Consider the following 25,069-nt stretch of genomic DNA (forward strand, 5'->3'; position numbering starts at 1 on the left):
CGTCTCGGCGCTGATCAAGCAATCGCAGCGATTGCCCAGCGAGCTTTACCGGTCGCTGACCTGGGACAGAGGCAAAGAGCTTGCCGACCATCAGCGCCTGACATTGGCCACCGAGGTTGATGTCTATTTTTGTGACCCTCGGTCTCCCTGGCAGCGCGGCTCAAACGAAAACACCAACAGATTGCTGCGCCAGTATCTTCCGCGCGGCACCGATCTGTCCTTGCACAGCCAGGCCAAGCTCAGTGCCATCGCAAGGCAGCTCAATGAAAGGCCGAGAAAGACCTTGCTCTATCAGACGCCGGCTGAGAAGTTCGCAGAATGTGTTGCAGCGATCGGTTGAACTCGCCGCCATAAGCGGTCGGTCGGGATCGTCCGTTGGGTAAGATCAAGGCGCATCCATCGCTATAATACCGTGCTCGCCGTAGAGCGACGCGGCGGGCGGGTTGGCGGAGGATTCGCCATGCTTGTTCGTCCTGTCGGCCACGACCATCCACGACCTTGGAATAAGGGATTACTCGTCGGGCAGAAAAAGCCCCTCCAACCCAAGAACGTTTGGTCCATTCCCGTTTGGCTAGAAATCGCACGCATGTGGCGCGACCTCGCGCTCTTTAATTTGGCGATCGATAGCAAGCTCCGCGCCTGCGATTTGGTCAAACTTCGCATCGACGAAGTCTGCTCAGATGCAAAGGTCCGGGATCGAGCGGCAGTCGTTCAAAAGAAAACGAGCCGACCGGTGCAATTCGAAATCACGGAGCAGACGAGGACGTCCCTTGAAGTTTGGTTACGAATACTCCGGACGACTGGCTCTCGATATCTCTTCCCGAGTCGAATTCATGGGCGCCCTCACCTATCCACCCGACAATATGCCAGGCTGGTGCATCGCTGGGTCGAAAGTATTGGTTTGGAATCGGTGTCTTATGGTACGCATTCGATGCGGCGGACAAAGGCCACTCAGGTCTATCGCAAGACTGGCAACCTGCGCGCGGTGCAACTCCTTTTAGGCCATACGAAGCTGGAGAGCACCGTCCGATATCTTGGGATTGAGGTGGACGATGCTCTTCAAATCGCCGAGCAGATTGAGCTTTAGTAAGCGACGCCAGCATCACCCCCGCGATAGCTTATACGCCAACTGCGGACGTTCCCTCAAAATAGCTTTTGGCTGCTGCCGGCGCAAAGTCGCGTCAGATCAAGATGCCGACATTCGTATCAAGAAATTGACTCCTTCTGCGCAGCGCCACGAGCAATTTTCGCGCGAGCGCTACGACGGCAGCCTTCTTGAGACGGCCGCGATTGCGCACAGCTCGTTCTTTAAACCACAGGGCAAGCGCAGATTGCGGTTGATGGCGCAGCCATATCCATGCGAGTTGGATGAGGGTGGTTCGCAATCGTGGATTGCCTGCTTTAGACACGTGTGTGTACCGAAAACCTTATCCGCGTTGATGACGTGATGGAATCACCTAAGCTTGCGGAATGATTGGGCTGTTCTGTTTCGCTCTGGCCGTCCTGGCCTCGCCATTCAAGTCGAAGTTGCGGCTTGAGGCTGAGAACACGGTGCTTCGACATCAGTTGATTGTTTTGAGGCGTAGGCTGCATGGTCGCGTCCGGTTCACGAACCATGATCGCTGGTTCCTTATCCAGCTGTATTGCTGGTTTCCATCAATCCTGCAGGTTCTCACAATCATCCGGCCCGAGACGCTTGTGCGTTGGCACAGGGCCGGCTTTCGCTGCTACTGGCGTTGGAAGTCGCGCCCATTGGGAGGGCGACCGCAAGTCGACGAGGAGCTGCGCGCATTGATCCGGCGGATCAGCGTCGACATCCGCTTTGGGGCGCCCCGCGCATCCACGGCGAACTGCTCAAGCTCGGGTTTAAGATCGCGCAGTCGAGCGTCGCCAAGTACATGGTCAAACGGCGGGGGCCACCCAACCAGGGATGGCGAACCTTCTTGCGCAACCACGCGCCGGACATTGCCGCCATGGACCTGTTCGTTGTTCCAACTATCGGTTTCGACCTGCTCTATGCCTTCGTCATCGTCCGGCTCGGCCGCAGAGACCTCGTCTGGATCAACGTCACAGCAAACCCGACGGCAGAATGGGTTGCACGTCAAATAACGGAGGCATTTCCTTGGGATGAGGCCCCACAACACCTCATCCGCGATCGGGATCGCATTTATGGCACCATCGTCACACGGCGATTGCGCGCCATGGGCATCCGGGACAAGCCTACCGCGCCAGCTTCGCCTTGGCAGAATGGCTTTGCCGAACGGCTGATCGGATCGATCCGGCGTGAGTGTGTGGACCACATCATTGTCTTGGGCGAGATGCATTTGCGTCGGGTCCTGAAATCCTACGCCGACTATTACAATAGCGTCAGAACGCATCGATCCTTGAACAAGGATGCGCCGGTTTCTCGCCCGGTTCAGCGAACCGGTGTGATCAGTTCACGCGCCATCCTGGCCGGATTTCATCACCACTACGCCCGTGTTTAAGTTTTCGGTACACACACCTCGGTGAGCTGGCGCGAAATCCATTCAGCCGTTGGGTGCGCGGTCACTCCCAGCAACAGGATTTGGCGGCGATCGTGATGGAGTATCAGCAACCCGTAGAGCAGTCGGAATGAGATGGTCGGAACCACGAACAGGTCCATCGACGCGATGCCGTCGGCGTGATTATGAAGAAACGTCTTCCACCCCTGGGACGGCGGTCGCCTTCCCCTCGCCATATACTTTGCAACGGTGGTTTGTCCGACGTCGATGCCGAGCTTGAGAAGCTCGCCATGGATCCTCGGTGCTCCCCACAACGGATTGGCGACGCTCATCTGGCGGATAAGCTGGCGTATTTCTACCGTCACGGCCGGTCGTCCGCAGCGGTGCTTCGATTTCCATCGCCAATACGATCTAAACCCCGCACGGTGCCAACCGATTACGGTCTCGGGTCGGACGATTGCAAGTGCGCCATACATCTTGGGAAACAGTCGGCAGACGCCTCCCAATATCAACCTGTCAATCGAAACAAATCGAAGTCCTTAGAATTGGCGCGTCGCAGCACATTGATTTGCTGCCTTAGCACCAGAATCTCTGCCTCAAGCGCAACTTGCGACCGCAACAGGTCGCTGGCAATCCCAAAGATCAATCGACACAAATCTAGCATCGGATACCAGCATCGCGCGATTCTCAGTCAACCGCCAGCACGATTGAATTTACGACAGGGACACGTGGCCCAGGGCTTGCCTGGACAATACCGTTTCGCTGTCATCGAGACGATCCTGCGTCTGGGTGTAGCCAACGGTCATGCGCCGAATTGACTCGGCTAGCTGTTCGTCGGCGGTGCTCATGGTTTCTCTTTCGATACGGCCGCAAGCATCTCGGCGATTGCCGCGCTCGCTGCAGGTCCGTCAAAGGGGTTAAGCTCTTCAGGCGCTTCCGAATTCGGTCGCACGAAGTTGGCGGTCATGGCCTTGGCCATGTGACGCGATGCGCCGTGAGCGCGACAAAACGCTTCGAATTCGCGAGGGGTCATGTGTTCGATGGATTTTGTCACGACAGCTTCGCGGTGGCGCCAATTGGCAGCTGGTGATCACGAAGTCTGCGACCAATCCCGCGTCCCGCGGCTGAAGTCATGGAGCTTGTCAGGTTGGGCGTTCGCGTCCCGCGTCGGGCCAAGCTGATTTGCTGCAAACGAATCCATGTGATTTGGAATCATACTGTCAACTCATTTTGATTTATCAGGTTGCGTTTCGATGCGTGCGAGCCGTCGCCACCGTCTCAGGAAGCCTGCCGCGGCAACGCGTGCGAGCGGTTCGAGCCCTCTACTCCCGACGCCCAAGTCGCCGGCAACAGGCCCCATCGCTTCGCGCATCACGGTGAGCAAACCGTCAGTCCTGAACCGGGCTTTCGGAATTTCCGGAAATGATCGGCCGCGATCTCGGCGCCGAAGGCGCGGTGCCGGGCGATCGCTGTGGAATCCGGTGTCATTGGTGCTCCCCCTGGTCGGCTGTCATAGAAAGACCGAGCTCTCGCCCGAGCCGGCGGCTCAGCGCGGTTGTCGCGTCGAGTTGGCGGATCATCATCGCGGCATGGCGCTGATCCGGCGGGTAGCCGTTGGTTCTTCCGCCGGCAAATTTGTCCCGGCATTCTGCGATCGCGCCCTTCACAAGCCCGCGGAGCGACGCGACGCGACTGCGGCAGGACACGTAGTCGCAAACAGCGTCGTATTCTGTCGCCAAAACTGGATTATCGACGCTATTTCTTGCTTCGATGACGCGAGCAAATTCGCGTTTTTCCACCCTCGTCATCCACCGCGGCGGCGGAATTGCTGGGGTTTTTCGGTCGATCCCGTCTCGGATTGTCATGGGTAAATCTCGAAATGATGCGAATTTCGTTCACTTATTCGCGCGGCGGGGTTTTTCGGTCGTCTTGCGATTTCCGGCGAAAATTTCCGGCCGAAAAAAAATTGCGTGAATGCGGATCGGTAAGCGCCTTTTTCATCGGTTTGGGATGGAGGCCCCCTACCCCTCCGTTGGCTGGAGCCCGGCTTAACCCGTCACACGTCACACCCTTTAAGGGGGTGTGACTGTGACGTGACGCTATGCCCGGCGCGTCACAACCGGGGATGTGACGGGAGGGTGACGCTATGTGACGCGCCATACAAAATCCTCGTAGATGCCTATGATTGCAGCGTTCTGGAGCGTCACACGTATTCGCTTGAACTCTTCGCGATGGCTGCCCTTCCGATTGATGAGCGCGGCCTTGAGCAGTTCGTCGCGCCACTGGTCGAGTGTGACGCCTCTTGACGCTTGCGGGGCTCGACTTCCGGCGGGCGGCTGGCTCCCTATTTCGGCTATGCAGTTGTGCAGCGCGCGAAGAGCCGCCACGGTCTTCGGCGAGAGCCTTGGGCGATCTTTCGAATTGTCAGCGTCGTCGTCCTGGTCGGCAGCAACCACGACTCCGGAGGTGATGGCGTCGCCGTCCTCGTCCGTGCCAACCTTGATGAAGTGTAGCTTGCTCGTCAGCGTCGTGCCGGCCGCACTGTCCTTGGCGGCTTCTACTTTCACAACGATATTGTCGTTGCTGTCGAGCCGGACCGCGAGTTGTGCGTCGGCGGCACCGGTGAGCGACGTGTGTCCTCTCGGTCTTGTGCCATCGATACCGCAGTGATGGACGATCGGGACGGCGCATTTAAAAGCATCGCGGACCGCGTCGGCCGCGCCGACATACGCGCTCATGTCTTCGTCGCTGGACTCCGATCCACGCAGGGACCGGTTGAGCGTGTCCAAGGCGACGGCCACGGGGGCGGTCTTGCCGAGGGTCTCCCGGATAACCTTGATCAGCGCGGCATGGTCGCGCACGAGATCGATTGTGACCGGCTGCAGGTAGAATGGGACAGGTTTTAACGGGGTTTCTTTGAAGTGATGCAGCCGGAAAGCTTCTACACGCGCCTCAAAGCCGGATTGTCCTTCAAAGGCGCAATACACCACGGGGCCTTGATGAACTCTGCGGTCGCGATAAGGCCAACCCATCGAGACGTGCATCATGCAATCAAAGAGCCAGAACGACTTGCCGCATTTCGGCGGCCCCCAGATTATCGACAATCCCTCCCGCGGGAAAATTCCCTTGACGAGATCGCGCCGGCGACGGCCCAGTTTGATCTTGTCGAACGGCACTAGGCGGATACGGCTGTTTCTTGCGGGCTGTCCGACCGCCTGCCTCTGATCCCATGCCGATACGATTTCATCGATAAAATCTGTTGGACTGCTGACGTCCCCCGCCTTTTCGATGAGGATCTGAAGCACCGCCTCAACCGAACCAACGCCCTCCCACTCTTCGGGGAGTCGGGATTCCAGAAGCGAGATACTGGGCCCGGCACCCGCCTCGCAGGCGCGCGCAACGGCCGAGAAAATGTCGCGGTGATGCGGCCGCGTGAAATGATCCGCCGTAATCTGGCCAGCTATCGACCAATACGCGCCAGCGTCACCGATGATCTTCCCGATGATCGCCTCTTCAGCGCGGACGTTGGTCAGAGCGCGCGGCGGTGCATGCTCGTTCACCGATCACCTTCCGTAGTCGATCAGTCCGCGTGCTAATGCTTCTCTGCGGGCAGCATTGATACCGTCGCAAAGGGCTCGGAGGTGCTGAAGCAACAAGGTGATCCCGACCCGCCCAGGTCGGAGCGGTTCCTCCTCATCGCCCGCGAAGAAACACCTGGCGTCGATGCAATCGTGGTCGAGCGTGACGCGGATGGTTTCCAGTTCGCTCCGCCGCCACTGCGCAGCGACGATAGGAAGATTTGCCGCCGCAACCTTGAGCGCCGCGGTCATTTCAGGCGACCTCGGTTTGCGCGCGACCGATGGTCGGCATCGATTGCACCCATCGCCGCAGCTCGTCTGCTTCGATGAGGGTCGCCCGACCGTCCTTCCGTGCCGTGAGTTCCTTGTCCTTAATGGCCTTGAATATCCGGCTCCGGCTACGGCCCGTCACAACGGCGGCTTGGACGGGGTCATAGGAGATATTTGCGCCCAGCCCGGCCGGCCCGGTTTGCTGTGGATACTTGTCCAGTTTGCTCACGATGATCATCCCATTGTGTCCTGCTCTGTTGCAGGGGATGATTCGCTTATCAGTTCGGTTTCCTGATTTGCCTAGGTGGTCAACCCACCAAAAAAGACGCTATCAACGGTCGGTGTTGCGAACGCATTTCGCAACTAGCTCGAAGGGCGGCCTAGAATTCGGTTTAGTTCTGCTGCCCAAAGCTCTACGGTTGCACGCTTTTCCTTCGCACGCTCATAGAGATCGTAGTGCTTCGAGCCGACGTCAGTCGGGATATGGTTCATACAGGCATCCCGGTCTTCCTTGGGGACTCCGAGGGAGGACAACCGCGTCGAGAACGTCCGCCGGAGGTCGTGCGGCGTCGGCGGCTCTGCTTTCCAAGTATTGCTCCCCGCCCCTGTCAGCTTGTCGCTTTCCGCGACGCGTCGCATGGCCACGGCGAGCGCGTGGCCATCGATCGCTGAGTCCTTGTTCACGGGCGACGGAAAGAGAAACTTGGCGTCCTCGTCGACCATTTCTAAACCTGATTGAACGGTCTGCAGCGCCAAGCCAGATAACGGAATTAGATGGTCGAGCTTGTTCTTCGTCCGGGCACCCGGGATTAACCAGGCCGCCTTTTCCGGATCTTCAAGGCTGCTAAATTCAGCGAGGGCCGGCTCGGCCGCTTCGCTGGGTCTTGCGCCGGTTACCAACTGCAGCCGGAGCGCCAATCCGGTACCGCGGCTGACAGGTGACAGGACTGATCGCTTCCAAAACAGCCTGATCTCCTGGTCGGTCAGAACTCTGGTTCCGACTCCCTCCTCGCCCCGTTTCTTTAGCCGGGCGCACGGGTTGGCAGCGACGATTTCGTTGTCCAGGGCGAAGCTAAATATGGACGAGATTAGCGCCTGCACCCGGTTGGCCAGGACCGGCTTACCCTCCCGAATAAGCTCCTCGGCCAATGCAATGACGTCGGCGCGCCGGATGTCCTCGATCTGCCTGGATCTCCAACGCGGCAGGATGTGGAGATTTAGATTGCGGTCGTCACCGTCTGATGACCGTTTGTGCCGCCGGCTGTGCTCCGCCATGAAGCGCTCGGCGACAGCGGCAAAGGACCGCTCCGTAGCGCTTGCGCGTTTGACCCGTTTGCGCTCGATGGGATTGGTACCTTCAGCGACCTCGGCCCGCAGCCGATCGGCTGCGGCACGAGCGGCGCTGAGGCCGATGTCCGGAAACGCCCCGATGGTTGCTCGGAGCGCTGCGCCGGTCGCGGGGGACTTGAATCTAAATGCCCAGGACCGCGCGCCGTTGGCGGTGATGCGATAGGTGAGACCGGCGCACCGCAGATCGGTGAATTCCAATCGCCCTTCAGCGGGTGGTTTCTGTGCCTTACAGAAGCTATCCGTCAGGAGCTTGCGCATCTTCTGGGGACCCCGAACCACGGCGCCGCCAGCGTTGGGGACCCTTGAGGGACCCGAATTTGCTAGACGCCTCGGGACGCACTAGAACACGGAGGGATTGATTTGCCAAGTAACATAGGCATTTCATGCGGGACATGGTGTCCCAGAAAGTCCCAGATCGTATCGAAAAGGTGACTTTTAATCATGGGGTCGAGGGTTCGAGTCCCTCCGCGCTCACCATGAATCCCCGTCCGGCCCGGAGACATAGGTAACAGGTCGTACCTAAGACATGGGTGACGACCTGTTACCTATGTCTCCGGTTCGCTCACTCTCTCCTGCAATTGCTTCTTGGATAACGGGAAGTGCTGATGCCGGAGAGCAGCGCTAGAAATAGGAACTAGATTGCAATTAGATCGCACCGGGAGTTCCGGGCCGTGTCGCGACTTCGCGAAACGTGACGGAGGGGCAACCGCCGCCCCTTCCCACCATCTCGGGCGAGCGCCTCGGCGCTGGCGCTTCGGCGTAGCGGCGAGCCCGCCCGATGTCCTAATCGGTGAGCCCGGCGCGGATGCGCGCCCCAAGCCGCCCCTGAACTTTGTCTTGGAGTCGTCGAGGCTGTCGCCCTCCCGCTGTCGTCGCCGATCGACGGCCTGCCGTAGAGGTAACAATTCCACGACCATCGCGTTTTACCGACGACAAGCCGCTGGTCCGCATGATCCGGCCGATCGACATGACGCGCCAAACCACCTGATAGTCGTCGTCGTGGCGCTGGCCGCCGATCACGGTGGACGCATAGCCAAGGGTTTCTGAGTCGGGCATGCGCGGGTTGTTGTCAGGAACTACCGGCACGAGGTGGAATTACCAAGTTTATAATCCAAGAGAGATTCTGATGCGCATTCTGGCTTTGGTGATTTTGACGATTGCGACGCTTTCGGCAGCGCCGTCGGCTCGCGCCCAGACGTATGATCCGAAGTATCCGGTCTGCCTGCAAGTCTACCAAAGCTGGAGGGACTTCTACTTCGAATGCGCCTACACCTCGCTGGCCCAGTGCAATATGTCGGCATGGGGCCGCGCCGCACAGTGCGTCATCAACCCGTATTACGCGGGTGGAAAAGCGTCGCCGGGGCGACGAGACCGGCGGCATCGCCGCGTCTTTTGAGCTAGTCCAGCGCGCCTTCTAGATCGGATTTGCGACCGGGCATCGGGTCATCATGACTTCCCAAGGACGTCCTTGGGCGACTAGCATCCTTACCGTCAGTTGGGGGCACAAAAGATGCGCTACGCGCAAGATCGGCATATGCCTGATGGCAAATGGGTGCACCACGCTCGCCCAAAGCATCCGCGAAAGGGTGAATCCAATTCAGTCGCCACATAACGTATGCGGCTAGGTGCACCGGAGATGAAGTTTCCCAATGGGAGTTCACATAATCGCACAAATCTTCTACGAGTTCCGGCACAAGATGCGCGCCAGGCGGCACATGTCGACTGTGCTTTATTTCGACATCGCCAGGTCGAAAGTTGCCCGCGTAGGCGCTAATTCCCTGAAGCGCCTCACGCTGCAACGAAAGTATTAAGGAGAGCCGGAGCTTGAACGGCTTGCGTTCGATTGCTGTTTGAACTGCCTGAACCGCTAGATCGTATTGCCTGAGGCCGTTCGCGGCCTCAGCTTCCGCTTTTAGCGTGGGGTCTTTGATCAGTTCCGGCTCAAGCGCCTTGCTGTGACGCCTTTCAGCTTCCTTTTCGGTCATGAGCCGTGCGCGCCAGTTTCTCGGCTTGCTGGTTGACCATTTCGCGGGTGATTCGACCGTTCTCGTACGCGGTATTGCCATACGCAAAGCTACGGCGCTGCTCTTCCCTATGCTCCGGCGTGGGCGTTACGCCCTTTGCGATCTCGATAAGCTTCTGGAGTTCTTCACCCATAACACACGCTCCTCTGTGGCTCCTTACGGTGCCTTCTGATTCCTTAACGCCTATATAAGCCCGTCACTCAGGTTTTGGGGCGGCGCGGCCCGCCTCTAGCAAAAATATTTTACGGCATGGTTCCATTGACTTTGTGGATCAACCGCCAAATCCGGCCTCATTTCATCCCAGCTCCAATGCATCACCGCTCTTCATCCGGATGCACCCACGGCTAAGTCGCAATCTCCCGCGTCGCCGTCAGCCTGATCAAATTGCGCGATTGGCGCCGTAAGCAAGACGACTTCGAGGAAGGCTCGAAGCCATCGGCCGGCTGGTCGAGCTAGGGCTGAAGGCGAACAAGCGATATGAACATGCGCAGAGGGCTTTTTAGGGTGTGGGTTGGACCGGCGTTACTTTGGGCCTATCTGGTCGGATTCATCGCCTATGAAGATGGACAGAAATATTTTCGGCCTATCCGATTGACCGTTGAAAAATACGAATTTGAGTTTCCGGGAACAACCTCGCGAGAGACCGTGAGAGCGGCAATGGCTCTCGGTCGGCTTGCGCATGACGAACTGACCAGGTCGATGACCTGCGAAAAGTCCCAGCTAGCGCTTCGGCTTGGGGAGCACCATCCTGCCCTGTGAAGCAATGCCACCCCACCTGGCGGACCAACCGACTTCCGAGGCTGCAGGGTGCTCGGTGCCTTTCTCACCCCGAGCACCCTGGAGCGCGAACAGGGCGCCTTGGGGATCGGCACATCGCACGATCCAGCAACCATCAGGCAATTCGATCGGACCCTGGAGGATCCGGCCTCCGCCAGCATTGACGCGCTTGGCGGCCGCGCCGATGTCGTCGACATTGAAGTAATAGAGCCAACACGGCTGAGATACGCTCGGAAGCTTGGTGAGCATGCCGCCGATCGTCTGCCCGGCCGCCGAAAACAATTGATACAGGTCTGCCGGATCGGTTTCCGCGTAGGCCTTCTGCCAGCCAAAAAGCTCGCCGTAAAAATCAAAGATCCTGTTTCGGTCTTCAGCCAGCAACTCGTGCCAGCCCACGCGCCCGGGCTCGTCCAACCCGCTGGGTTGCCGTTGGCCATATGTCAGTCCAGTGACCAGCGCAAAGGTCGCCTTTTGCGGATCGGCGACCACTGAAATTCGGCCGATATTGCTGTCTGTCGGCGGCAGCAAGATCGTGCCTCCAAGACGCCTGATCCGTGTGGCCGTCGCATCCATGTCATCGACTGCGACGTAGCCGACCCATCTCGGCGTTGCCCCCAATCGCCGCCCCTCTTCCGGGAGATCCATAAGCCCGCCTGCCGGAACGTCGCCGGCAGTAAGCACCGTGTAGGCCAGTTCCGGAGTCGACGCATCCTTCACACCCCAGCCGACGACCTTGCCATAAAAGGCGCCTGCTGCCGCGAGGTCCGTGGTCAGGAGTTCATACCAAGCGAAGTGTCCGAGTTGATTGACCAAGCAAATTTCTCCGTTCAAGCTTGGAGACGATTACGCACTGCATCAAGCCGCACTCGTTGCCATCTGCGCTACGGAAGCGGACCGTCGTTGCCATGGACGAAAATGCGGCGGACGAAAATGCGGCGATGTCGTTCATGAAGATGAATGCTATCTGAACGAGCGTCATTACATTTTCGTGTGTGCATGAATCTTGCCTGCCTTATTTGCTCGGCGTAGGATCACTCTTACGGAGATCCTTCTTTGCAACGTTGGAGGATGCGACCATGCAGCGGGTGAAGCAAGCTTCGAAAAAGAAGCGAATAACCAAAACCGCCGTACCGGCGTTGGGAGCCGCTGGACTAACTTTTTCGCTAGCGGGAGGCGCATCGACATCGGTCGTGCCGGCGGGTGATGTTCAACAGAGGCCGAATTCGGCACCTGCCCTGGCGATCACGCTCGGTGAAGAGGAACTTGCCGACGTCAGCCTCGCCACCTTCCATCTCTTCGACAACGAAAATGTCCTCTTCGACGACGAAAACTTCGGCAGCGGCGTGCAGCTGGCCCAGCGCGGATGCCGCGGATGCGGTGGCGCCCGCGGCTGCGGTGGCTTCCGCGGATGCGGCGGTTGTCGCGGCTGCGGAGGCCGTGGATGCAGAGGCTGTCGATGCGGCATCGGTATCGGATGCGGCGGATGTGGCGGATGTGGAGTTGGCATTGGTTTAGGATGGGGCTTAGGATGCGCAGGTTGCTGTGCATCGTGGGGCCGCTGCCGCTGGTGCTAGGCCGCCGCGCTTTCTGATTGTGTATCGACAAGCCATGATTTTATTGGCCGGGCTGGCGATCGACCCGGCCAGTTTCTTGTTTTCGTTACAACGTTCGCCTGCCAGCGTGGGGCGGCTTTGCCGGTGACAAGCGAGTGTGTTCCAACTCAATCGAAGAATTTCAGTGGGCGAGCCCGGCGCACAAGTCCGGCGGGGCGAACGGTTCGCCGTGCGCTGGCGATCTGAAATGACAGGCAACAATTTCCGCGTGCTGAGCCGATGAAAGCCAATCGCAAGAGCCGCGTTGCGAGGCAGACCCGCAAGGACATTTTGCGATTCGCGCCGAACTTCACGGCCTACGTGCTGTCTCCCAATGCGGTCTGCCTCTATTCCGAGGATCGCAAGTTCTTCCTGCACGGCGAGCTGTATTGTGCGGTGGCCACGGCGATCGGAAAAAATGGAAAGGCTGCGCCAGAGATCGTTCGCCAGCTTTCGAAGAGTTTTCCGGCCGACAAGATCGAGGAATCGATCAATCGGCTGCTCGAGCGCCGATACGTCGTTACCGGAGCATCGCGCGCATTCGCAGGCGCCGTCGCTGGATATTGGGCGAGCCTCGGCCTGCCTCCCGAGGTCGCGGAACAGAATCTCCGCAATTGCGCCGTGCAGGTGGAAGCGATCGATGTCAAAGGCGCCAGGGAACTGAGCGCGGCCTTGAGCAAACTCGGCGTTCAAATCACCAAGCGGTCGCCTAGGCTCATCATCACGCTGGTGAACGACTATCTTGACCGGCGGTTGGCTGAGGTGAACCGGGAGCGCGTGGCCGATAAGACGCCCTGGCTGCTGGTGCAGCCGTCCGGCGTGTTTCCGCTGGTGGGGCCTGTTTTCAAACCGGGCGAGAGCGCCTGCTGGACTTGTCTGTTCGATCGCATGATACGCAATCGGGAGATCAAGGGATTTCTCGACCGCGGACCGGCGCAGGCGGTCGCCGTATCACCCCTGGTCAACGACACCGTTGGACAGACGGCGGTTCACTTCGCCGCCATCGAAATCGCGAAAGCGATTGCCTCAGGCTTTCGCACCGATCTGCGCGATCACATTGCAAGCTTCGACCTGACTGGTGCGGTCATCGCCAAGCACTACGTGGCGAGGCGCCCGCAATGTCCCACTTGCGGCAGCAAGAAGCTGCAGAGTCCTCGCCGCGCGGCAACGCCGATCGAGATTGCCGAGGGCAAAAAGCTCATCATGACCAGCGGCGGATACCGCACCGTGACGTCTGGAGCCACCGTAGCGCGCTTCCGCAAACATGTAAGCCCGTTGACCGGCGTGGTCACGCAGCTCGAGCGGATCGAGGCCGATCTGCCGATGAACACCAATTTTTTCGCCCAGCACAATTTCTCTGCGCCGGCCTGGAGCGTCGACCAGCTCAGATCCGGACTGAGCGGCGGCAGCTTCGGCAAGGGCTCCACAGCCGAACAGGGCGAGGCCAGCGCGCTGATGGAAGCGATCGAACGCTATTCGGGCATTTTCCAGGATGACGAGATCAGGACGGAGCGCCGCTTTACCGATTTCGCTCCCGGCGACGCCCTTCTTGCCAATGACGTCCAGCTTTTCAGCGAAACGCAGTTTCAAAACAGGAATATCCAGCAACCAGAAGGTTCGCATCCGGTTCCTGAGCCGCTGGATCCCTCAACCAAGATCGAGTGGTCGCCGGTCTGGTCGTTGCGCGACAAGCGTTTCAAATATCTTCCTACCGGCCTGCTGTACTTCTTCTATGGCCACTTTCACACGGATTCCAACGGCTGTGCGGCCGGCAACACCCTCGAGGAAGCCATCGTTCAGGGCTTCCTCGAACTCGTCGAACGCGATGCCTATGCTATCTGGTGGTACAACCGGCTGCAGCGTGCCGAGGTCGACCTCAAACAATTCGACGATTCCTATGTGCGGGATCTGCAAGCCCAATTTGCCGAAACCGGGCGCAGGCTCTGGGTGCTCGACATCACCAGCGATCTCGGCATTCCCACCTACGTGGCGATCGTGCACTGGATGCAGAATGGACACGAGAATATCGAGTTCGGTTCCGGCGCGCATTTCGATCGTCGCATAGCCCTGCTGCGTTCCCTCACCGAGCTGACCCAGTTCATGTCAATTGGCATGATGGGCGGCGCTAGCGGTGAGAAGCCGACGCTTGACGGTGTCAAGCCGCTGCGCCTGGAAGATTATCCGTTCCTGATTCCCAGCGACAATCCGATCGTTCCGCCGGCGCCGGATCTTAAGGTTCACGACAATACGCGCGACCAGGTGAATGCCTGCGTCGAGATCGCCACCCATGCGGGTTACGATTTCCTCGTGCTCGACCAGACGCGCCCCGACGTTGAGGTCCCCGTCGTCCGGGTGCTGGTTCCGGGCTTGCGGCATTTCTATCGCCGCTTCGCCCCGGGCCGACTTTACGATGTTCCGGTAAAGCTTGGATTATTGAATCGCCCGCGGCTGGAAAGCGAACTCACTCCGTTCCTTCCACACACCTGAAAGGCTAGCCCCGGTGCGCGCTCCCCGGAAAAAGCCGACGAGGAAGATCGCGCCAGTCATTGCCGCACGATTGAACCGTTATTTCTCCCTTCAAATGCAGGCGGACGGAAACATCGCGGCGTCCGCGGGCGACTATTCGGTCAGCCTTGGACAATTCAGCGCCGCCGCGATGGACCGCGCACGGAAACTGACCACCGGCCTGCCGCTCACGTCCTTTGCCCGCCAGAGCGCCGTCGCCAAAGAAGTCGACGCCCTGGCGCATCGGCTGGCGCGGCACGGGCTACTCGAATATCGCCTGTCCACTCCGCGTGACGAACAGGACCTCGTGGTCATCGAACCCCAAGTCCCTGAGTACTGGCCGCAGCGCGCAAAGCTCGGCGAAGGTGACACCGTCGTGCTTTCGCGCTTTGCCTATCTGCGCCGGCGTGGCAACGAGATGGTGCTGGAATCGCCGCGCGCCGGCGCGCTGTTTCGGATTAGCGATCCAGCCATCGGTGCCACCCTCGCCGCGCTGTCACGACCTCAGAAGATCAGCAGGCTTCGTCGCCACGCGGCCTCCTTCAACCTCGATCTGCTCGAACTGCTGCTGGATAGCCAGATCCTGCTCAACCTCAATGCGCAAGACGGCGACGGCCTTCGGGTGAATGAAGGCGACGGCAATCTCGTTCTCTGGGATTTCCACGATCTCGTGTTTCACACGCGCAGCACCGAGGGCCGGCAATCCAATCCAATTGGTGGCGCCTTCACGTATGCGGACGTCGTTCCACCGCTGCCCGCGGTGCGTCCGCCTTGGCCCGGCAAGAAGATCGACCTGCGCAACTTCTCCACCTCGGACCCGATCTCGCCCTTCGCGAAGCTGTTGCGCGAACGCCATTCAATACGAGATTTCGACGACCAGCATCCGGTCACGCTCGCCGAGCTCGCGCAGTTTCTAGACACCGCAGCCCGAGTCCTGTCGGAATGGAAGAGCGGCGCGAATTTCGAAGGCGGTCCTGAGATCAGCTACAGCACAAGACCCTATCCGTCGGCCGGCAGCGCGTACGAACTGGAATTGTATCTGGCGGTCTCGAACTGCGAGGGGCTTGCACGCGGACTTTACCACTACGACGCGGGCGGCCACGCGCTGGTAGCGATCGGGGTCTCCGGACAGCAACTCCAGGCGCTTTCGGCGGCAGCCGAGTTTGCCATGGACGCACCCGGTCCGCCGCAGGTCCTGATCACGATCGCCGCGCGTTTTGGGCGGATCTCCTGGAAATACAGCTCAATCGCATATTCGCTGATCCTGAAGGATGTCGGCAGCATGATCCAGACGTTCTACCTGGCGGCGACCGATATGGGCCTTGGTGGCTGCGCCATCGGCACCAGCAACATCGCTCTGTTTGCAAAAATGACGGAGCTCGAATTCCATGTAGAGGGCCCGGTCGGTCAATTCGCGCTCGGACGCGGCAAGAAACAGGTGATCCCAAGCTAGAGCACGATATTTCTAGAGCACGATATTTTTCGAAAGCCGGTACCCGCTTTTCCGCGCCAGCGGTCAGGGGCCGCAATCTCGCCAGTTGCAATCGATCCTAGCCACGTCCGGGTATTTGACACGAATATTCTTTTTGAAGAATATCTCGGTCTATGGAATTGATCGTATCAGCCCTCGCAGACGGCGCACGGTGGCGCATCTTGGAACTCCTCGCGGAGCGGCCCCGGTCTGTCGGTGAACTGGCTGAACTGACCAGCTCTCGTCAACCGCAGACCACAAAGCACCTCCAGACCCTCGCCCGCGCCGGCCTCGTCACCGTATTCCCGCTCGGGCAACGTCGTGTCTACGCGGTAGAGACGGCTCCCCTGACAGCTCTCCAACGCCGGTTGTGTGAACTGATCGAGACCGCCGAGGCGCACGAAGGCGAGCGAGACGTCATCGCGCGGTACCGCGCTGCCATCGAAGCGGATTCTGCGGACGCAGACCGGGAACGGTGGGCGGACGGGCGCACCTTTTCGTTCGAACGCGTGCTGGCCGTGCCCCGTGACGTCATCTGGCGCCATTGGGTCGACGCGGACTTGCTCGCTTCCTGGTGGGCCCCGCCGTCGATGCAGGTCACCGAGTGCGCTCTTGAGCCGAACCCCGGTGGCCGCGCCGTTCTTGAGTACCGCGACGCCGAGGGGCGGTATCGCTCCGAGGGGCGGGTTCACGCCGCGAAGGACTCTGAGAGCCTCGTGTTCGACCTTTCGGTCCTGGACAAGGCCGGGGCGATCTCGTTCACCGGCCACTACGATCTGACCCTCACGGAGGTCGAGGATGGCACCAGGCTTGGGCTTGGCCTGCGCATCACCGAAACGACCGTCGAGGCCGTGCCCTACATCGCCGGGATCGAAACCGGCTGGGGGGCAAGTGCTCGACAACCTCGCGGAGGCCGTCGGCGCATTCCAGCGCACTAACAATGCAATTCAGCCTAAGGGTAAGGCACCACGATCATGACCAACTTGACCAGCCGCAGGGTGACGGCGAACATGAGCCTCACCCTCGACGGACGCTACAACGGGCCCGACGGACCCGGTGATCTGGGGGCCATTGTCCCGTACGCGACCACCGAGGTCGCGCGAGACCACCTCAGCCGCATCTGGGAGACGGCGACAACGGCGGTGCTCGGCCGCCGCAATGCCGAGGGGTTTCTGGGGTACTGGCCATCGGTCGCCGGCGACGAGAGTGCCGATCCACGTGATCGCGGGTACGCAAAGTGGCTAGTGGGGGCCGAGAAGGTGGTCTTCTCGAGTACCTTGACCGAGGCGCCGTGGGAGCGCACCCGTCTGGTGAATGCCCCCGCCGCCGATGTTGTTGCCGAGCTTAAAGCAACCGGCGAGGGTGACATCCTCATCAACAGCAGCGCCGGCATCATCAAGGCGCTCCTCTCGGCGGACCTGCTCGACCGGCTGTTTCTCATGATCTGCCCCGAGATTGCCGGGGGTGGGCAACGGCTGTTCGGCGACGGCCTGCCAAGTTCGAAGTGGACGCTTGCGCATCAGGAGACCGGCGAACTGGGCGAGATTGCCCTTGTCTACGACCGCGCACGCTGATCGCCAGCGCGGCTAGGTCGGCGGGTTCAGTGCGGACGAAGTACCAGTTGAAGGGGCGCCTATTGAGGCGCCGCTCCAGCGTCCGGTTAGGGTCACGGTTTCCATTTCATCTCCCGCGCGGCAATGTCTGGAAGGGTCATAAGCCGAAATTCAAATCGACGGCGTCGTCATCGGCTCCCAGCTCGGCACCGCGGAAACCGCGGCCATCGTTACCCCCGTGCGTTCACCACCGCCGTGATGGGCGCTGCGCAGAGCCACGGCGCCGAACTGCGCCGAGGACGGATCACCGGCATCCGGGGGGAGTTTTTGTGCGCTGCGTCGCCTGTTCGCCGTTTGGTCGTGGTGTTAGCGTGCGCCCCTCGGAATCGGGACCGGCATGACTTTTACTTCGTGGCAGTTCGGCATATTCGTCGCGGTCGTATTCGCGCTCTATTATTCGCCCTCCATCCGACCGTTCCAAGTTCACCTGTTGGTGCTGTCGAGCCTGTTTTTCTACGGCTACGGCCAACCAGAAATGTTGCCGATGCTCGCCGTCGCGGTGCTCGGCACTTACGTGTTTCTGATCCTGGCGTTCAAGGAGCGGCGCATCTGGCTGCCGGCCGGCATCGCGTTCAATCTCGGCCTGCTTGCCTTTTTCAAATACAAGTTTTTGTTCGTTGATCCGGGAACAGCCCTAACCGGCTTTGGGGTCGCTGATTTCCTGCTGCGGCTACCACTTCCGATCGGCATTTCGTTTTTCGTTTTCCATAACATCAGCCTCCTGGTCGACCTGACTAAGGGCAACGCAAAAGATCACCCCGATCTAAGCAGTGTCTTCCTCTACATCATCTTTTTTCCGCAGCTCGTATCAGGGCCGATTACGCAGGCCGCGAATTTCATGCCGCAAATCAAGCCGAAGCTCCTCGGCGACGTTCCTCTTGTCGAGGCCGCAAAGTGGGTGCTGACGGGATCCTTTTTCAAGTTGTACGTGGCCAACAATCTCAATGAAATGACGGCCTATATGGACTTTCCGCTTTTCGAGACTGTGCGGACGCAAGACAAATGGCTGCTGGTCTTCCTCTACAGTTATCAGATTTACGCCGACTTTTTCGGCTACACCGCAATCGCGATCGGCCTTGGCCTGTTGTTCGGTTACCGTCTGCCGGTCAACTTCAATCTGCCATATGTCTCGGCGTCGTTCTCCGAATTTTGGACACGCTGGCATATGTCCCTGTCAAGCTGGCTGCGGACCTATCTTTACATCCCGCTCGGCGGCAATAGGCACGGCACCGCTCGGACCTACCTTAACGTCATGATCGTGATGGGCCTAGGCGGTCTCTGGCATGGCGCGGGCCTAAGCTATCTTGCCTGGGGCACCATGCACGGCATACTGCTCGTGCTGGAACGCGCGATCTTCGGCAGTGTCGATCTAAATCCTCGCTGGGAAGCCATCGTTCGACCGGCGCGGATATCGATAGTATTCTTCTGCGTCTCAATGCTCTGGATTTTCTTCAAGCTTCCGAACCTAGATCACGCGCTCGCGTTCTTGTCGGGGATGTTCACGGTTAACATCAATCCGAATCAGGCAAAACTGTTCAACAGTTTGGCGCTTCTCTACTCGCTGCCAATGATTATCCAGCACCTCGCGCCGCGCTCGCTTTTTGAGACCTCGCGGCGAAAAGCGGAACCGTACCTCTACGGTTTGATGACGGCCCTGATGTTCGTCGAAGCGGGGCCGAGCACTTCATTCATCTATTTTCAGTTTTGAAAAAAATGGAACCGATGTCCGCGAGCAGTTGGTTTGTCAAATGCGGGGCCGCGATCGCGCTCCCCTTGCTCGTCTATGCAGCCATTGCCGCTGCCGGACCGAAGGCGCCGCCGCTACCGACAGGTCGTGACGGAGCATTGGAGGTTTTGGACCGCTACAGCCAAGGGCCGGTCCCCGACATTGTTTTGGTCGGAAGCTCCATCACAACGCGCTTGAAAGAAGAATATTTCGACGCCCCGAACTTGAAGACTCTCGGCTTGGCCGGGGGGTCGTCCATCACAGGCCTAAAAGTGCTGATAGGGCGCGAGCGATTGCCGAAAATTGTTCTTATCGAAATGAACATGTTGGAGCGCGGGGAAGATCCGGCTTTGGTGCAAAGATTCACCGCCAACACGTCCACGCTTCCCTACCCGATCAGGGCAGCCGTCGCCTTTTACGAGCGCTGGCTTCATGCGCCGCCCGACCGTCACCAGGCCGACTCGATGGTTGCCGCACTGCTTCAGGCTCGGCCGAGCGATTTCGACAACCGCGTTTACCTTGACCGGGCAATGCGAGAATGGAGCGTTCCGGCGTCAACTGCCGACATGACCAGGAACGCTGCGACACTGGTGAGACTCGTTAAGCAGATCGAGGCGCGCGGCAGCTTGGTCTATTTCTACAGCCTGCCCTATGCCGAGGCCTTGCAAGGATCGGACTACGCAAGGGCGACAGCCAACATTGCCCATGCAACATTCACAAACGAACTTCAGTGGCTGCGCCTAGAATTGCCAATCCATGAATTACGATGGGCGGACGGTGTACACCTAGACGAACGATCCGCGATCGTCGTTGCGAAGGAACTCCAAAAGCAACTGTTACTTAGAAATAGGCCACTCCCGACACAGGATAATTGAAACCGGCGCGCTAAAATGTGGTCGAATAGGAAAAACGCGCTTCAAGGCCGGTTCTCGGACGTCCGCGATGAGCAGCGTCACCGCCGGTGCGGCTCAGGGCTGCGCCCGCAGCCTAATTCACCGGCGACGATGTCATCACTGGGCCGTGCGACGTGCGGGCGCGGTGGCCGGCCGCAGCTCCATGCTGGATACGCCCGCCGCAATGTTCATGCCGGTCTGCATCTGCACGGACACCGGTTGCAAGGCGACCGTGCGGTCCGAGCCTCCGACCAGAACGTTGGCACTCGCTCCCATGCCGACCGTGCCGCCGGCGGTCGCACCCGCATAGGTTCCCGCCAATGCCGCCCGGCGCAGTGTGGTCGGCGCAAAAACCGCCCAAATCAGCTGGCCGCCGGACGTGGCGCCGATATCGAGCCCAAGCGTGCTGACGGTGCCCTGATAAGCCTCGCGCCCCCTGCCTCTCGCCGATGCATAGATGCAGCTCAGTTGCCGCTGTCCCCCGACAATGAGGCCGACCCCGGGCGATATGTTGCAGGTGAGCGTGCCAACCCTCGTTCGCCCGGCTTCCTGCGCCGTGGCCGGAACCATGGCGAGGGCGAGCGCCAGGGCGGCGCATGCGGTTGCGAGACTGTTCAGCTTTGTTCTGTTCAGCGTTGCTTTGTTCATGGGCGGCCCTCCATTGACGCATTCTGATGGTCCCTCAACGCGGACCGACATTCGATGTTCCTGTTCCTCGCACGGGCGAAGCCCAAAAACGGACTGAGCGCCGGAACCTGTCTCGGCAAGAGACGCCACATTTCGTCGTTCCGCCGGCGAGGTATGACGACATCCCCCGCTACAACGATCCGTCTAAGTTTGGCGGCGGCGAAGCGCTACCGATCGACCCATAGCGGCATTGCGTGACCCACCTGCCCTACCTACACTGGCGCGGGAAGCGGCAATGGTGCTCAACGGTTGGAATTCAGTCAGGATGCCCTCCTCGATCGCGCTGATGAGCGTCATTCTCATAGCCACGATCGTCTTCTTGCGGCCAGCCGAAGCTGGGGTGAAGGAAGTGCGCCAGCAGCTTAACTTCGGGAAAGCGAAACCAAACTGGACATGCACATCGCTCACGCAAGTCTGCCTCAGGAGAAATGCTGGCTCAGCGCGGTGCGGGGTTGCTCGGGCCGATTGTATGAGGAACGGCATTTTCATCGGCCCGCAGGGTGCCCGCTTCAAAGATGTGGCTACACGGTAGTCAACGCTGGCGGTTGTATCCGACGCTGAGATCATCCCTTCTGGGCTTGTCGCTGCTTACGCAGGGAATTGCGCCGCATAATTCGCGCTCTCGCGATGCCAACCGCGTCGGTCCTCGCTGACTGTTTTTTCGGGAAGGCCGTATTCGGCTTCTTACCGGTGGTTGGCATCATCGGCTGCGATTGTGTCGGCGTTATCGAGCCGTGCTCCATAGGCTGCACGGTCATCGGGCCGGTCACTGGTGACTTGCGTCGGGGCATTTACCCATAACTCTTTGCTGTCGGGATTGTTCAATCTACCGAGCGGGGCCGCCCCTCAGCGGCGTAGGCAGCCTGATCACTGACCTTCGGCCAGATGCATCCAAAGATAGGGCGTGATCTCTCGCTCCATCGTTAGCTTGATCATGCACGGGCGGAGAGTCCGGCATGCCGCACCACCGGCAACGGATCGCCGCGCCAATTTCCAGATCGGCGCGGCGGGCGGCGGATAGCGTCGAGGAGCAGGCTCGCGCGGCTCGTAAAGGACTAGGCTGCGATGCCCTGCTTGGGTACGACCGAGACGATCCAGCGCGTCGGAGTGCTGGATCTGTCTTCCTTAACCGCACGGACCGTCCCCGTGACAGGCAATCCATTCAAGATCAATCGCGCCCTTTCGCCCCGATATTGGGCATAGCGGCAACGTCGGGCCTCTAGTGGATCGGTAATTTCGATGGTTTGCATGCATCACCAATGGTCGCGGTACGCGAAACAATTCCGCGATGATCCGCACCATATCAGGGAAGCGTTAATCAAAAATTTCCCATGTGAGTTACGTGCGCGGCTGGCGCGGCCTCGATCACGCTAATTGGGCGGCTCCAGCTCTTTCGAGGCGACCCAATTTTCCATTTTAGCATAGGACGCATATTGCCGGGCTTTTTCCATCAGAGCATCTCGCTCCCGGCTTGGCCGCATTGCATCGGCTTGCCGAGAGCATTCTTCCGCCATGCGCGCATAGTCCGCTGGATTCATTTCGTCCCCCTAAATCTACCGTTACGAATTTCTACAGTGGGATTCGGGGCGAAACTTTGCCAAAAATAGAGCGGTCGTGCGCGAATGCTTCGGATGCACTTATTCGGATGCACTTTATCGTATGGCGTTACCGCTCGCTGCTTCGTAAGCCTGATCATATGCAACGAGCGGCATGTAGCGCGGCGCTCCGCGTGAAGCGACATTTCAGCACCGCGATGTGAACCTGCTCACATCTGTTCGCCGCGAGTTAGGCTATTCATTAGAGACGGTGCGTGCTCGGGGTGCGTACGATTCATGGCACCACCGATGGACAATCACACGAGGCCAATGCGTGGGGTGATTTATAGGTGCACCATGCGTGATGAATTTGTTTCCTACAGTTTCCTGTTCGCAGTCACCGTTGCCGGTCTTGGACTGCTCATACTCGGCTTCGGCTAGCGCGTGCCACAACTGTCGCTCACCTCGCTTCGTCCGGATGCACCCAGACGTCAGGCGTAAGCTCGCGCGCCTCGGTCAGCTTGATCATGTGAACTGAAGGCACGTACCGGCCCTTTTCGGCACAATCGGCATATCGGCATATCGGCATTGTGACACCCCACCGGTCAGAGCATCGTTCTCGACATTATCGGGCCGTGTGTTGCAATTCGGATACAGCCAGGGGTCGAGAATCTGCATAGGTAGTGGGCTTCACAACACGTTAAGTAGCAATTTAAGGGGTATTAAATGAAGAAGTTTTTGCTGGCCGCAGGCCTTATTGCACTGGGACCGGCATCCGCAATGGCTGCGGATCTCCCGGCCCGGACCTACAGCAAGGCACCGGCTATCGTTAGCCCCGCCTACAACTGGACCGGCTTCTATGTGGGCGTGATGGGCGGTTATGGCTGGTCGGACAGCATCAACGTCGCGGGTTTCACAGCCGGCACCAATGACATCAAGGGCGGCTTCGTCGGCGGCACGATCGGCTATAACTGGCAGGGCGCCGGTAGCCCGTTCGTTGTCGGTATCGAAGTCGATGGTGCTTGGTCGGATATCAACTTCTCCGAGACTCTCTTGGGCGAGACGTTCGAAGAGCGGATCCGATCCTTTGGCAGTGTCACCGGCCGACTTGGCTACGCCGTCGACGCCGCGCTGTTCTACGTAAAGGGCGGTTATGCCTGGGCCAACAACCGGCTGTCGGTCACTGATGTGGGCACCCTGTTCTCGGAAAGCAGGTTTCACTCTGGCTGGACCATCGGTGGCGGCCTTGAATACGGCTTCGCCCAGAACTGGTCGGCGAAGGCCGAATACATGTTCGCCAGCTACGCCAACGAAGACTACCTGACCGCCTTCGTTCCTGGTGGCATCGGCTTTGGTTTCGACGTCCACACGGTCAAGGGCGGCATTAACTACCGCTTCGGCGGGCCGGTCGCCGCTCGATACTGATCTACTGCGAGACTTCGAGAATCCTAATGCCCGGGCTCAACCCCGGGCATTTTGCTGCGCCGTTGTGCAACGTGACATGGCCTTCCTGTTCGAATCAGGGACCAAAAAGCCGATTCCGAAATCTTTAATAAATTCGGACCAGCATCCGCGGCGGCAGGTGTACCATGCGTAATCATGACTTCGTGTCCGACGGATTCCTGGCGCTGATCGCGACCGGCCTTGTGCTGTTGTGCTCGAGCTTGCTCGTTATCGCATTCATCTAGTCTGGGCCGGACGGGTCCTCACCGCTCCTCGTGCGGATGCACCTAGACGCAAGGCGATATCTCCCGCTCTTGCGTTAGTTTGATCATGTGAACCGGCGGCGAGTATCGCGGCGGCCGGCAGGGTTGAAATGCGTAAGTACTATCTCGCCGGTACGTCAATGCCATGGGGGGTCGGAAGCGGATTTGCGGCGTCATGTTTTTTGGGCGCCATACTGCTCGCGATGCCGTGAAGCTGTTTTGCCGGTGCGGTTCCGAAGAAGCATTTTTTCTTCCGCGCGAAATCGTGCCGAAACAGAGTCCCGATATTGTGACGTGGAAACGCATTTTTCATCGGAGGGTACGTCATGCAATTGCCCGCAGAATGGATGCCCGTTTCAATTGCGCCATTTGACCGAGATCTCGAAGTCTGCGTGCTGGACTATGATGGACTGGTCCACGCGGTCGCTTTCCCATGTCACAAGGACGGGGCCCGATGGGTCGATGCTTCAAATAGGAAGCACGTCGACATTCAGCCGACGCTTTGGCGCAAATGGATCGAGAGCCACTAGATCGAAAGCCTAAGCATTGGGAAGCGCACTGACATCCTCGCCGATCATCGTCGTGGGGATCGACCCAGACGCAAGACGCGATCTCGCGAGTGAACCCGCTGGCTCCCTCATCGAGACCCCGCGATCGGCGGCGGCCCGGAGCTTTCAGGCGGACACTTTGACTTGCGCTGAGCGCGCTTTTGCCGGGCCTGGGCTCGCGCCCATTAATTAAATAGAGGGTACGGAGTTCAATCCGGACTGTCCCGCTTTTCCAGCGAGCGATAGCGGGTGGCATGGCCCGTCGCATGGGCCTCGTCGAGCGAAACCCAATCGAGGGCGAGGCTCGTTCA

Annotated in this window: 26 protein-coding genes and 2 pseudogenes; 12 read left to right on the top strand and 16 right to left on the bottom strand. The window is 59.4% G+C overall.

Annotated elements, in window-relative coordinates; all coding sequences use genetic code 11:
- Window positions 1-340, top strand: a 340-nt coding sequence (locus N554_RS0115755; RefSeq protein WP_036053333.1) for an IS30 family transposase, incomplete at its 5' end; no start/stop codon positions are given.
- A 120-nt stretch (window positions 341-460) separates the two neighbouring features.
- Window positions 461-1,087: a tyrosine-type recombinase/integrase gene (locus N554_RS0115760; protein WP_029584348.1), complete on the top strand. Its 627-nt coding sequence runs from the start codon at window positions 461-463 to the stop codon at window positions 1,085-1,087.
- A 94-nt stretch (window positions 1,088-1,181) separates the two neighbouring features.
- Here the strand turns inward: N554_RS0115760 and N554_RS38350 are convergent.
- Window positions 1,182-1,409 (bottom strand): annotated as a pseudogene (locus N554_RS38350) (IS110 family transposase); the annotation flags it as partial.
- A 294-nt stretch (window positions 1,410-1,703) separates the two neighbouring features.
- Between N554_RS38350 and N554_RS42050 the strand changes: the two are divergent.
- Window positions 1,704-2,486, top strand: a complete 783-nt coding sequence (locus tag N554_RS42050) for an integrase core domain-containing protein (RefSeq protein ID WP_245283621.1) — start codon at window positions 1,704-1,706, stop codon at window positions 2,484-2,486.
- On the opposite strand, the gene N554_RS37370 is transcribed toward N554_RS42050, so the two are convergent.
- From N554_RS37370 to N554_RS0115820, 10 genes and pseudogenes are all read right to left on the bottom strand, one after another.
- A complete protein-coding gene (locus N554_RS37370) occupies window positions 2,483-2,848 on the bottom strand; it encodes a hypothetical protein (protein WP_051677516.1) in 366 nt (121 codons plus the stop codon). The two genes, N554_RS42050 and N554_RS37370, sit on opposite strands and share 4 nt — an antisense overlap.
- 348 nt (window positions 2,849-3,196) lie before the next feature.
- On the bottom strand, window positions 3,197-3,331 hold the full coding sequence (locus N554_RS42705; RefSeq protein WP_256378740.1) for a hypothetical protein: 135 nt from the start codon (window positions 3,329-3,331) through the stop codon (window positions 3,197-3,199).
- The gene (locus tag N554_RS42710) at window positions 3,328-3,462 is read right to left on the bottom strand and encodes a hypothetical protein (protein WP_256378741.1); all 135 of its coding nucleotides are present in this window, start codon (window positions 3,460-3,462) and stop codon (window positions 3,328-3,330) included. The genes N554_RS42705 and N554_RS42710 overlap by 4 nt, the downstream gene beginning before the upstream one ends.
- A gap of 505 nt (window positions 3,463-3,967) precedes the next feature.
- The gene (locus N554_RS0115790; protein WP_156041946.1) at window positions 3,968-4,282 is read right to left on the bottom strand and encodes a hypothetical protein; all 315 of its coding nucleotides are present in this window, start codon (window positions 4,280-4,282) and stop codon (window positions 3,968-3,970) included.
- Window positions 4,283-4,627: 345 nt separating this feature from the next.
- Entirely contained in the window at window positions 4,628-5,659 is a 1,032-nt protein-coding gene (locus N554_RS0115800) for an AAA family ATPase (RefSeq protein ID WP_245283622.1), read from the bottom strand.
- A 126-nt stretch (window positions 5,660-5,785) separates the two neighbouring features.
- Window positions 5,786-6,043: pseudogene (locus tag N554_RS43030) on the bottom strand (DnaB-like helicase N-terminal domain-containing protein); the annotation flags it as partial.
- A gap of 3 nt (window positions 6,044-6,046) precedes the next feature.
- Window positions 6,047-6,313 carry a hypothetical protein gene (locus tag N554_RS0115805; RefSeq protein ID WP_029584353.1) on the bottom strand — a complete coding sequence of 89 codons (267 nt, stop codon included), beginning with the start codon at window positions 6,311-6,313 and terminating at the stop codon, window positions 6,047-6,049.
- 1 nt (window position 6,314) lies between these two features.
- Window positions 6,315-6,569: a helix-turn-helix domain-containing protein gene (locus N554_RS0115810; protein ID WP_029584354.1), complete on the bottom strand. Its 255-nt coding sequence runs from the start codon at window positions 6,567-6,569 to the stop codon at window positions 6,315-6,317.
- A gap of 125 nt (window positions 6,570-6,694) precedes the next feature.
- Window positions 6,695-7,939: a tyrosine-type recombinase/integrase gene (locus N554_RS0115815; protein ID WP_156041947.1), complete on the bottom strand. Its 1,245-nt coding sequence runs from the start codon at window positions 7,937-7,939 to the stop codon at window positions 6,695-6,697.
- A 525-nt stretch (window positions 7,940-8,464) separates the two neighbouring features.
- A complete protein-coding gene (locus N554_RS0115820) occupies window positions 8,465-8,737 on the bottom strand; it encodes a hypothetical protein (RefSeq protein ID WP_029584356.1) in 273 nt (90 codons plus the stop codon).
- 70 nt (window positions 8,738-8,807) lie between these two features.
- On the opposite strand from N554_RS0115820, the gene N554_RS0115825 reads away from it, so the two are divergent.
- Window positions 8,808-9,077: a DUF3551 domain-containing protein gene (locus N554_RS0115825; protein ID WP_029584357.1), complete on the top strand. Its 270-nt coding sequence runs from the start codon at window positions 8,808-8,810 to the stop codon at window positions 9,075-9,077.
- A gap of 1 nt (window position 9,078) precedes the next feature.
- Here N554_RS0115825 and N554_RS35915 read toward each other — a convergent pair whose 3' ends face one another.
- The 3 genes from N554_RS35915 to N554_RS0115840 form a co-directional block, all read right to left on the bottom strand.
- Entirely contained in the window at window positions 9,079-9,666 is a 588-nt protein-coding gene (locus N554_RS35915) for a Fic family protein (RefSeq protein ID WP_081851282.1), read from the bottom strand.
- Window positions 9,647-9,838: a hypothetical protein gene (locus N554_RS38355; protein WP_029584358.1), complete on the bottom strand. Its 192-nt coding sequence runs from the start codon at window positions 9,836-9,838 to the stop codon at window positions 9,647-9,649. Before N554_RS38355 ends, N554_RS35915 begins: the two co-directional genes overlap by 20 nt.
- 587 nt (window positions 9,839-10,425) lie before the next feature.
- Window positions 10,426-11,295 (bottom strand): VOC family protein, encoded by an 870-nt coding sequence (locus N554_RS0115840; protein ID WP_245283623.1) that lies wholly within the window; start codon window positions 11,293-11,295, stop codon window positions 10,426-10,428.
- A 495-nt stretch (window positions 11,296-11,790) separates the two neighbouring features.
- Between N554_RS0115840 and N554_RS39990 the strand changes: the two genes are divergently transcribed.
- The 7 genes from N554_RS39990 to N554_RS0115880 all read left to right on the top strand — a co-directional run bounded on the left by N554_RS39990 (window position 11,791) and on the right by N554_RS0115880 (window position 20,264).
- Complete coding sequence (locus N554_RS39990; RefSeq protein ID WP_029584360.1) at window positions 11,791-11,997, top strand: hypothetical protein; 207 nt, start codon at window positions 11,791-11,793, stop codon at window positions 11,995-11,997.
- A gap of 317 nt (window positions 11,998-12,314) precedes the next feature.
- On the top strand, window positions 12,315-14,561 hold the full coding sequence (locus N554_RS0115855; protein WP_029584361.1) for a TOMM precursor leader peptide-binding protein: 2,247 nt from the start codon (window positions 12,315-12,317) through the stop codon (window positions 14,559-14,561).
- 94 nt (window positions 14,562-14,655) lie between these two features.
- Complete coding sequence (locus N554_RS0115860; RefSeq protein ID WP_036053346.1) at window positions 14,656-16,032, top strand: SagB/ThcOx family dehydrogenase; 1,377 nt, start codon at window positions 14,656-14,658, stop codon at window positions 16,030-16,032.
- Between the two features lie 200 nt (window positions 16,033-16,232).
- A complete protein-coding gene (locus N554_RS35925) occupies window positions 16,233-16,988 on the top strand; it encodes an SRPBCC domain-containing protein (protein ID WP_197033597.1) in 756 nt (251 codons plus the stop codon).
- 36 nt (window positions 16,989-17,024) lie between these two features.
- A complete protein-coding gene (locus N554_RS0115870; protein WP_029584363.1) occupies window positions 17,025-17,624 on the top strand; it encodes a dihydrofolate reductase family protein in 600 nt (199 codons plus the stop codon).
- 376 nt (window positions 17,625-18,000) lie between these two features.
- Window positions 18,001-19,371, top strand: coding sequence for an MBOAT family O-acyltransferase (locus N554_RS0115875; RefSeq protein WP_029584364.1), 1,371 nt, complete (start codon window positions 18,001-18,003; stop codon window positions 19,369-19,371).
- A gap of 5 nt (window positions 19,372-19,376) precedes the next feature.
- Window positions 19,377-20,264: a hypothetical protein gene (locus N554_RS0115880; protein WP_036053349.1), complete on the top strand. Its 888-nt coding sequence runs from the start codon at window positions 19,377-19,379 to the stop codon at window positions 20,262-20,264.
- Window positions 20,265-20,399: 135 nt separating this feature from the next.
- On the opposite strand, the gene N554_RS0115885 is transcribed toward N554_RS0115880, so the two are convergent.
- A complete protein-coding gene (locus N554_RS0115885) occupies window positions 20,400-20,930 on the bottom strand; it encodes a DUF992 domain-containing protein (RefSeq protein WP_029584366.1) in 531 nt (176 codons plus the stop codon).
- A gap of 1,409 nt (window positions 20,931-22,339) precedes the next feature.
- Window positions 22,340-22,507, bottom strand: a complete 168-nt coding sequence (locus tag N554_RS39995) for a hypothetical protein (RefSeq protein ID WP_156041948.1) — start codon at window positions 22,505-22,507, stop codon at window positions 22,340-22,342.
- Between the two features lie 723 nt (window positions 22,508-23,230).
- Here N554_RS39995 and N554_RS0115915 point away from each other — a divergent pair.
- Window positions 23,231-23,929 (top strand): outer membrane protein, encoded by a 699-nt coding sequence (locus N554_RS0115915; protein WP_029584368.1) that lies wholly within the window; start codon window positions 23,231-23,233, stop codon window positions 23,927-23,929.
- Window positions 23,930-25,069: the final 1,140 nt, after the last annotated feature.

Source organism: Bradyrhizobium sp. URHD0069 (assembly GCF_000701345.1).
In the GTDB taxonomy this organism is placed as follows: domain Bacteria; phylum Pseudomonadota; class Alphaproteobacteria; order Rhizobiales; family Xanthobacteraceae; genus Bradyrhizobium.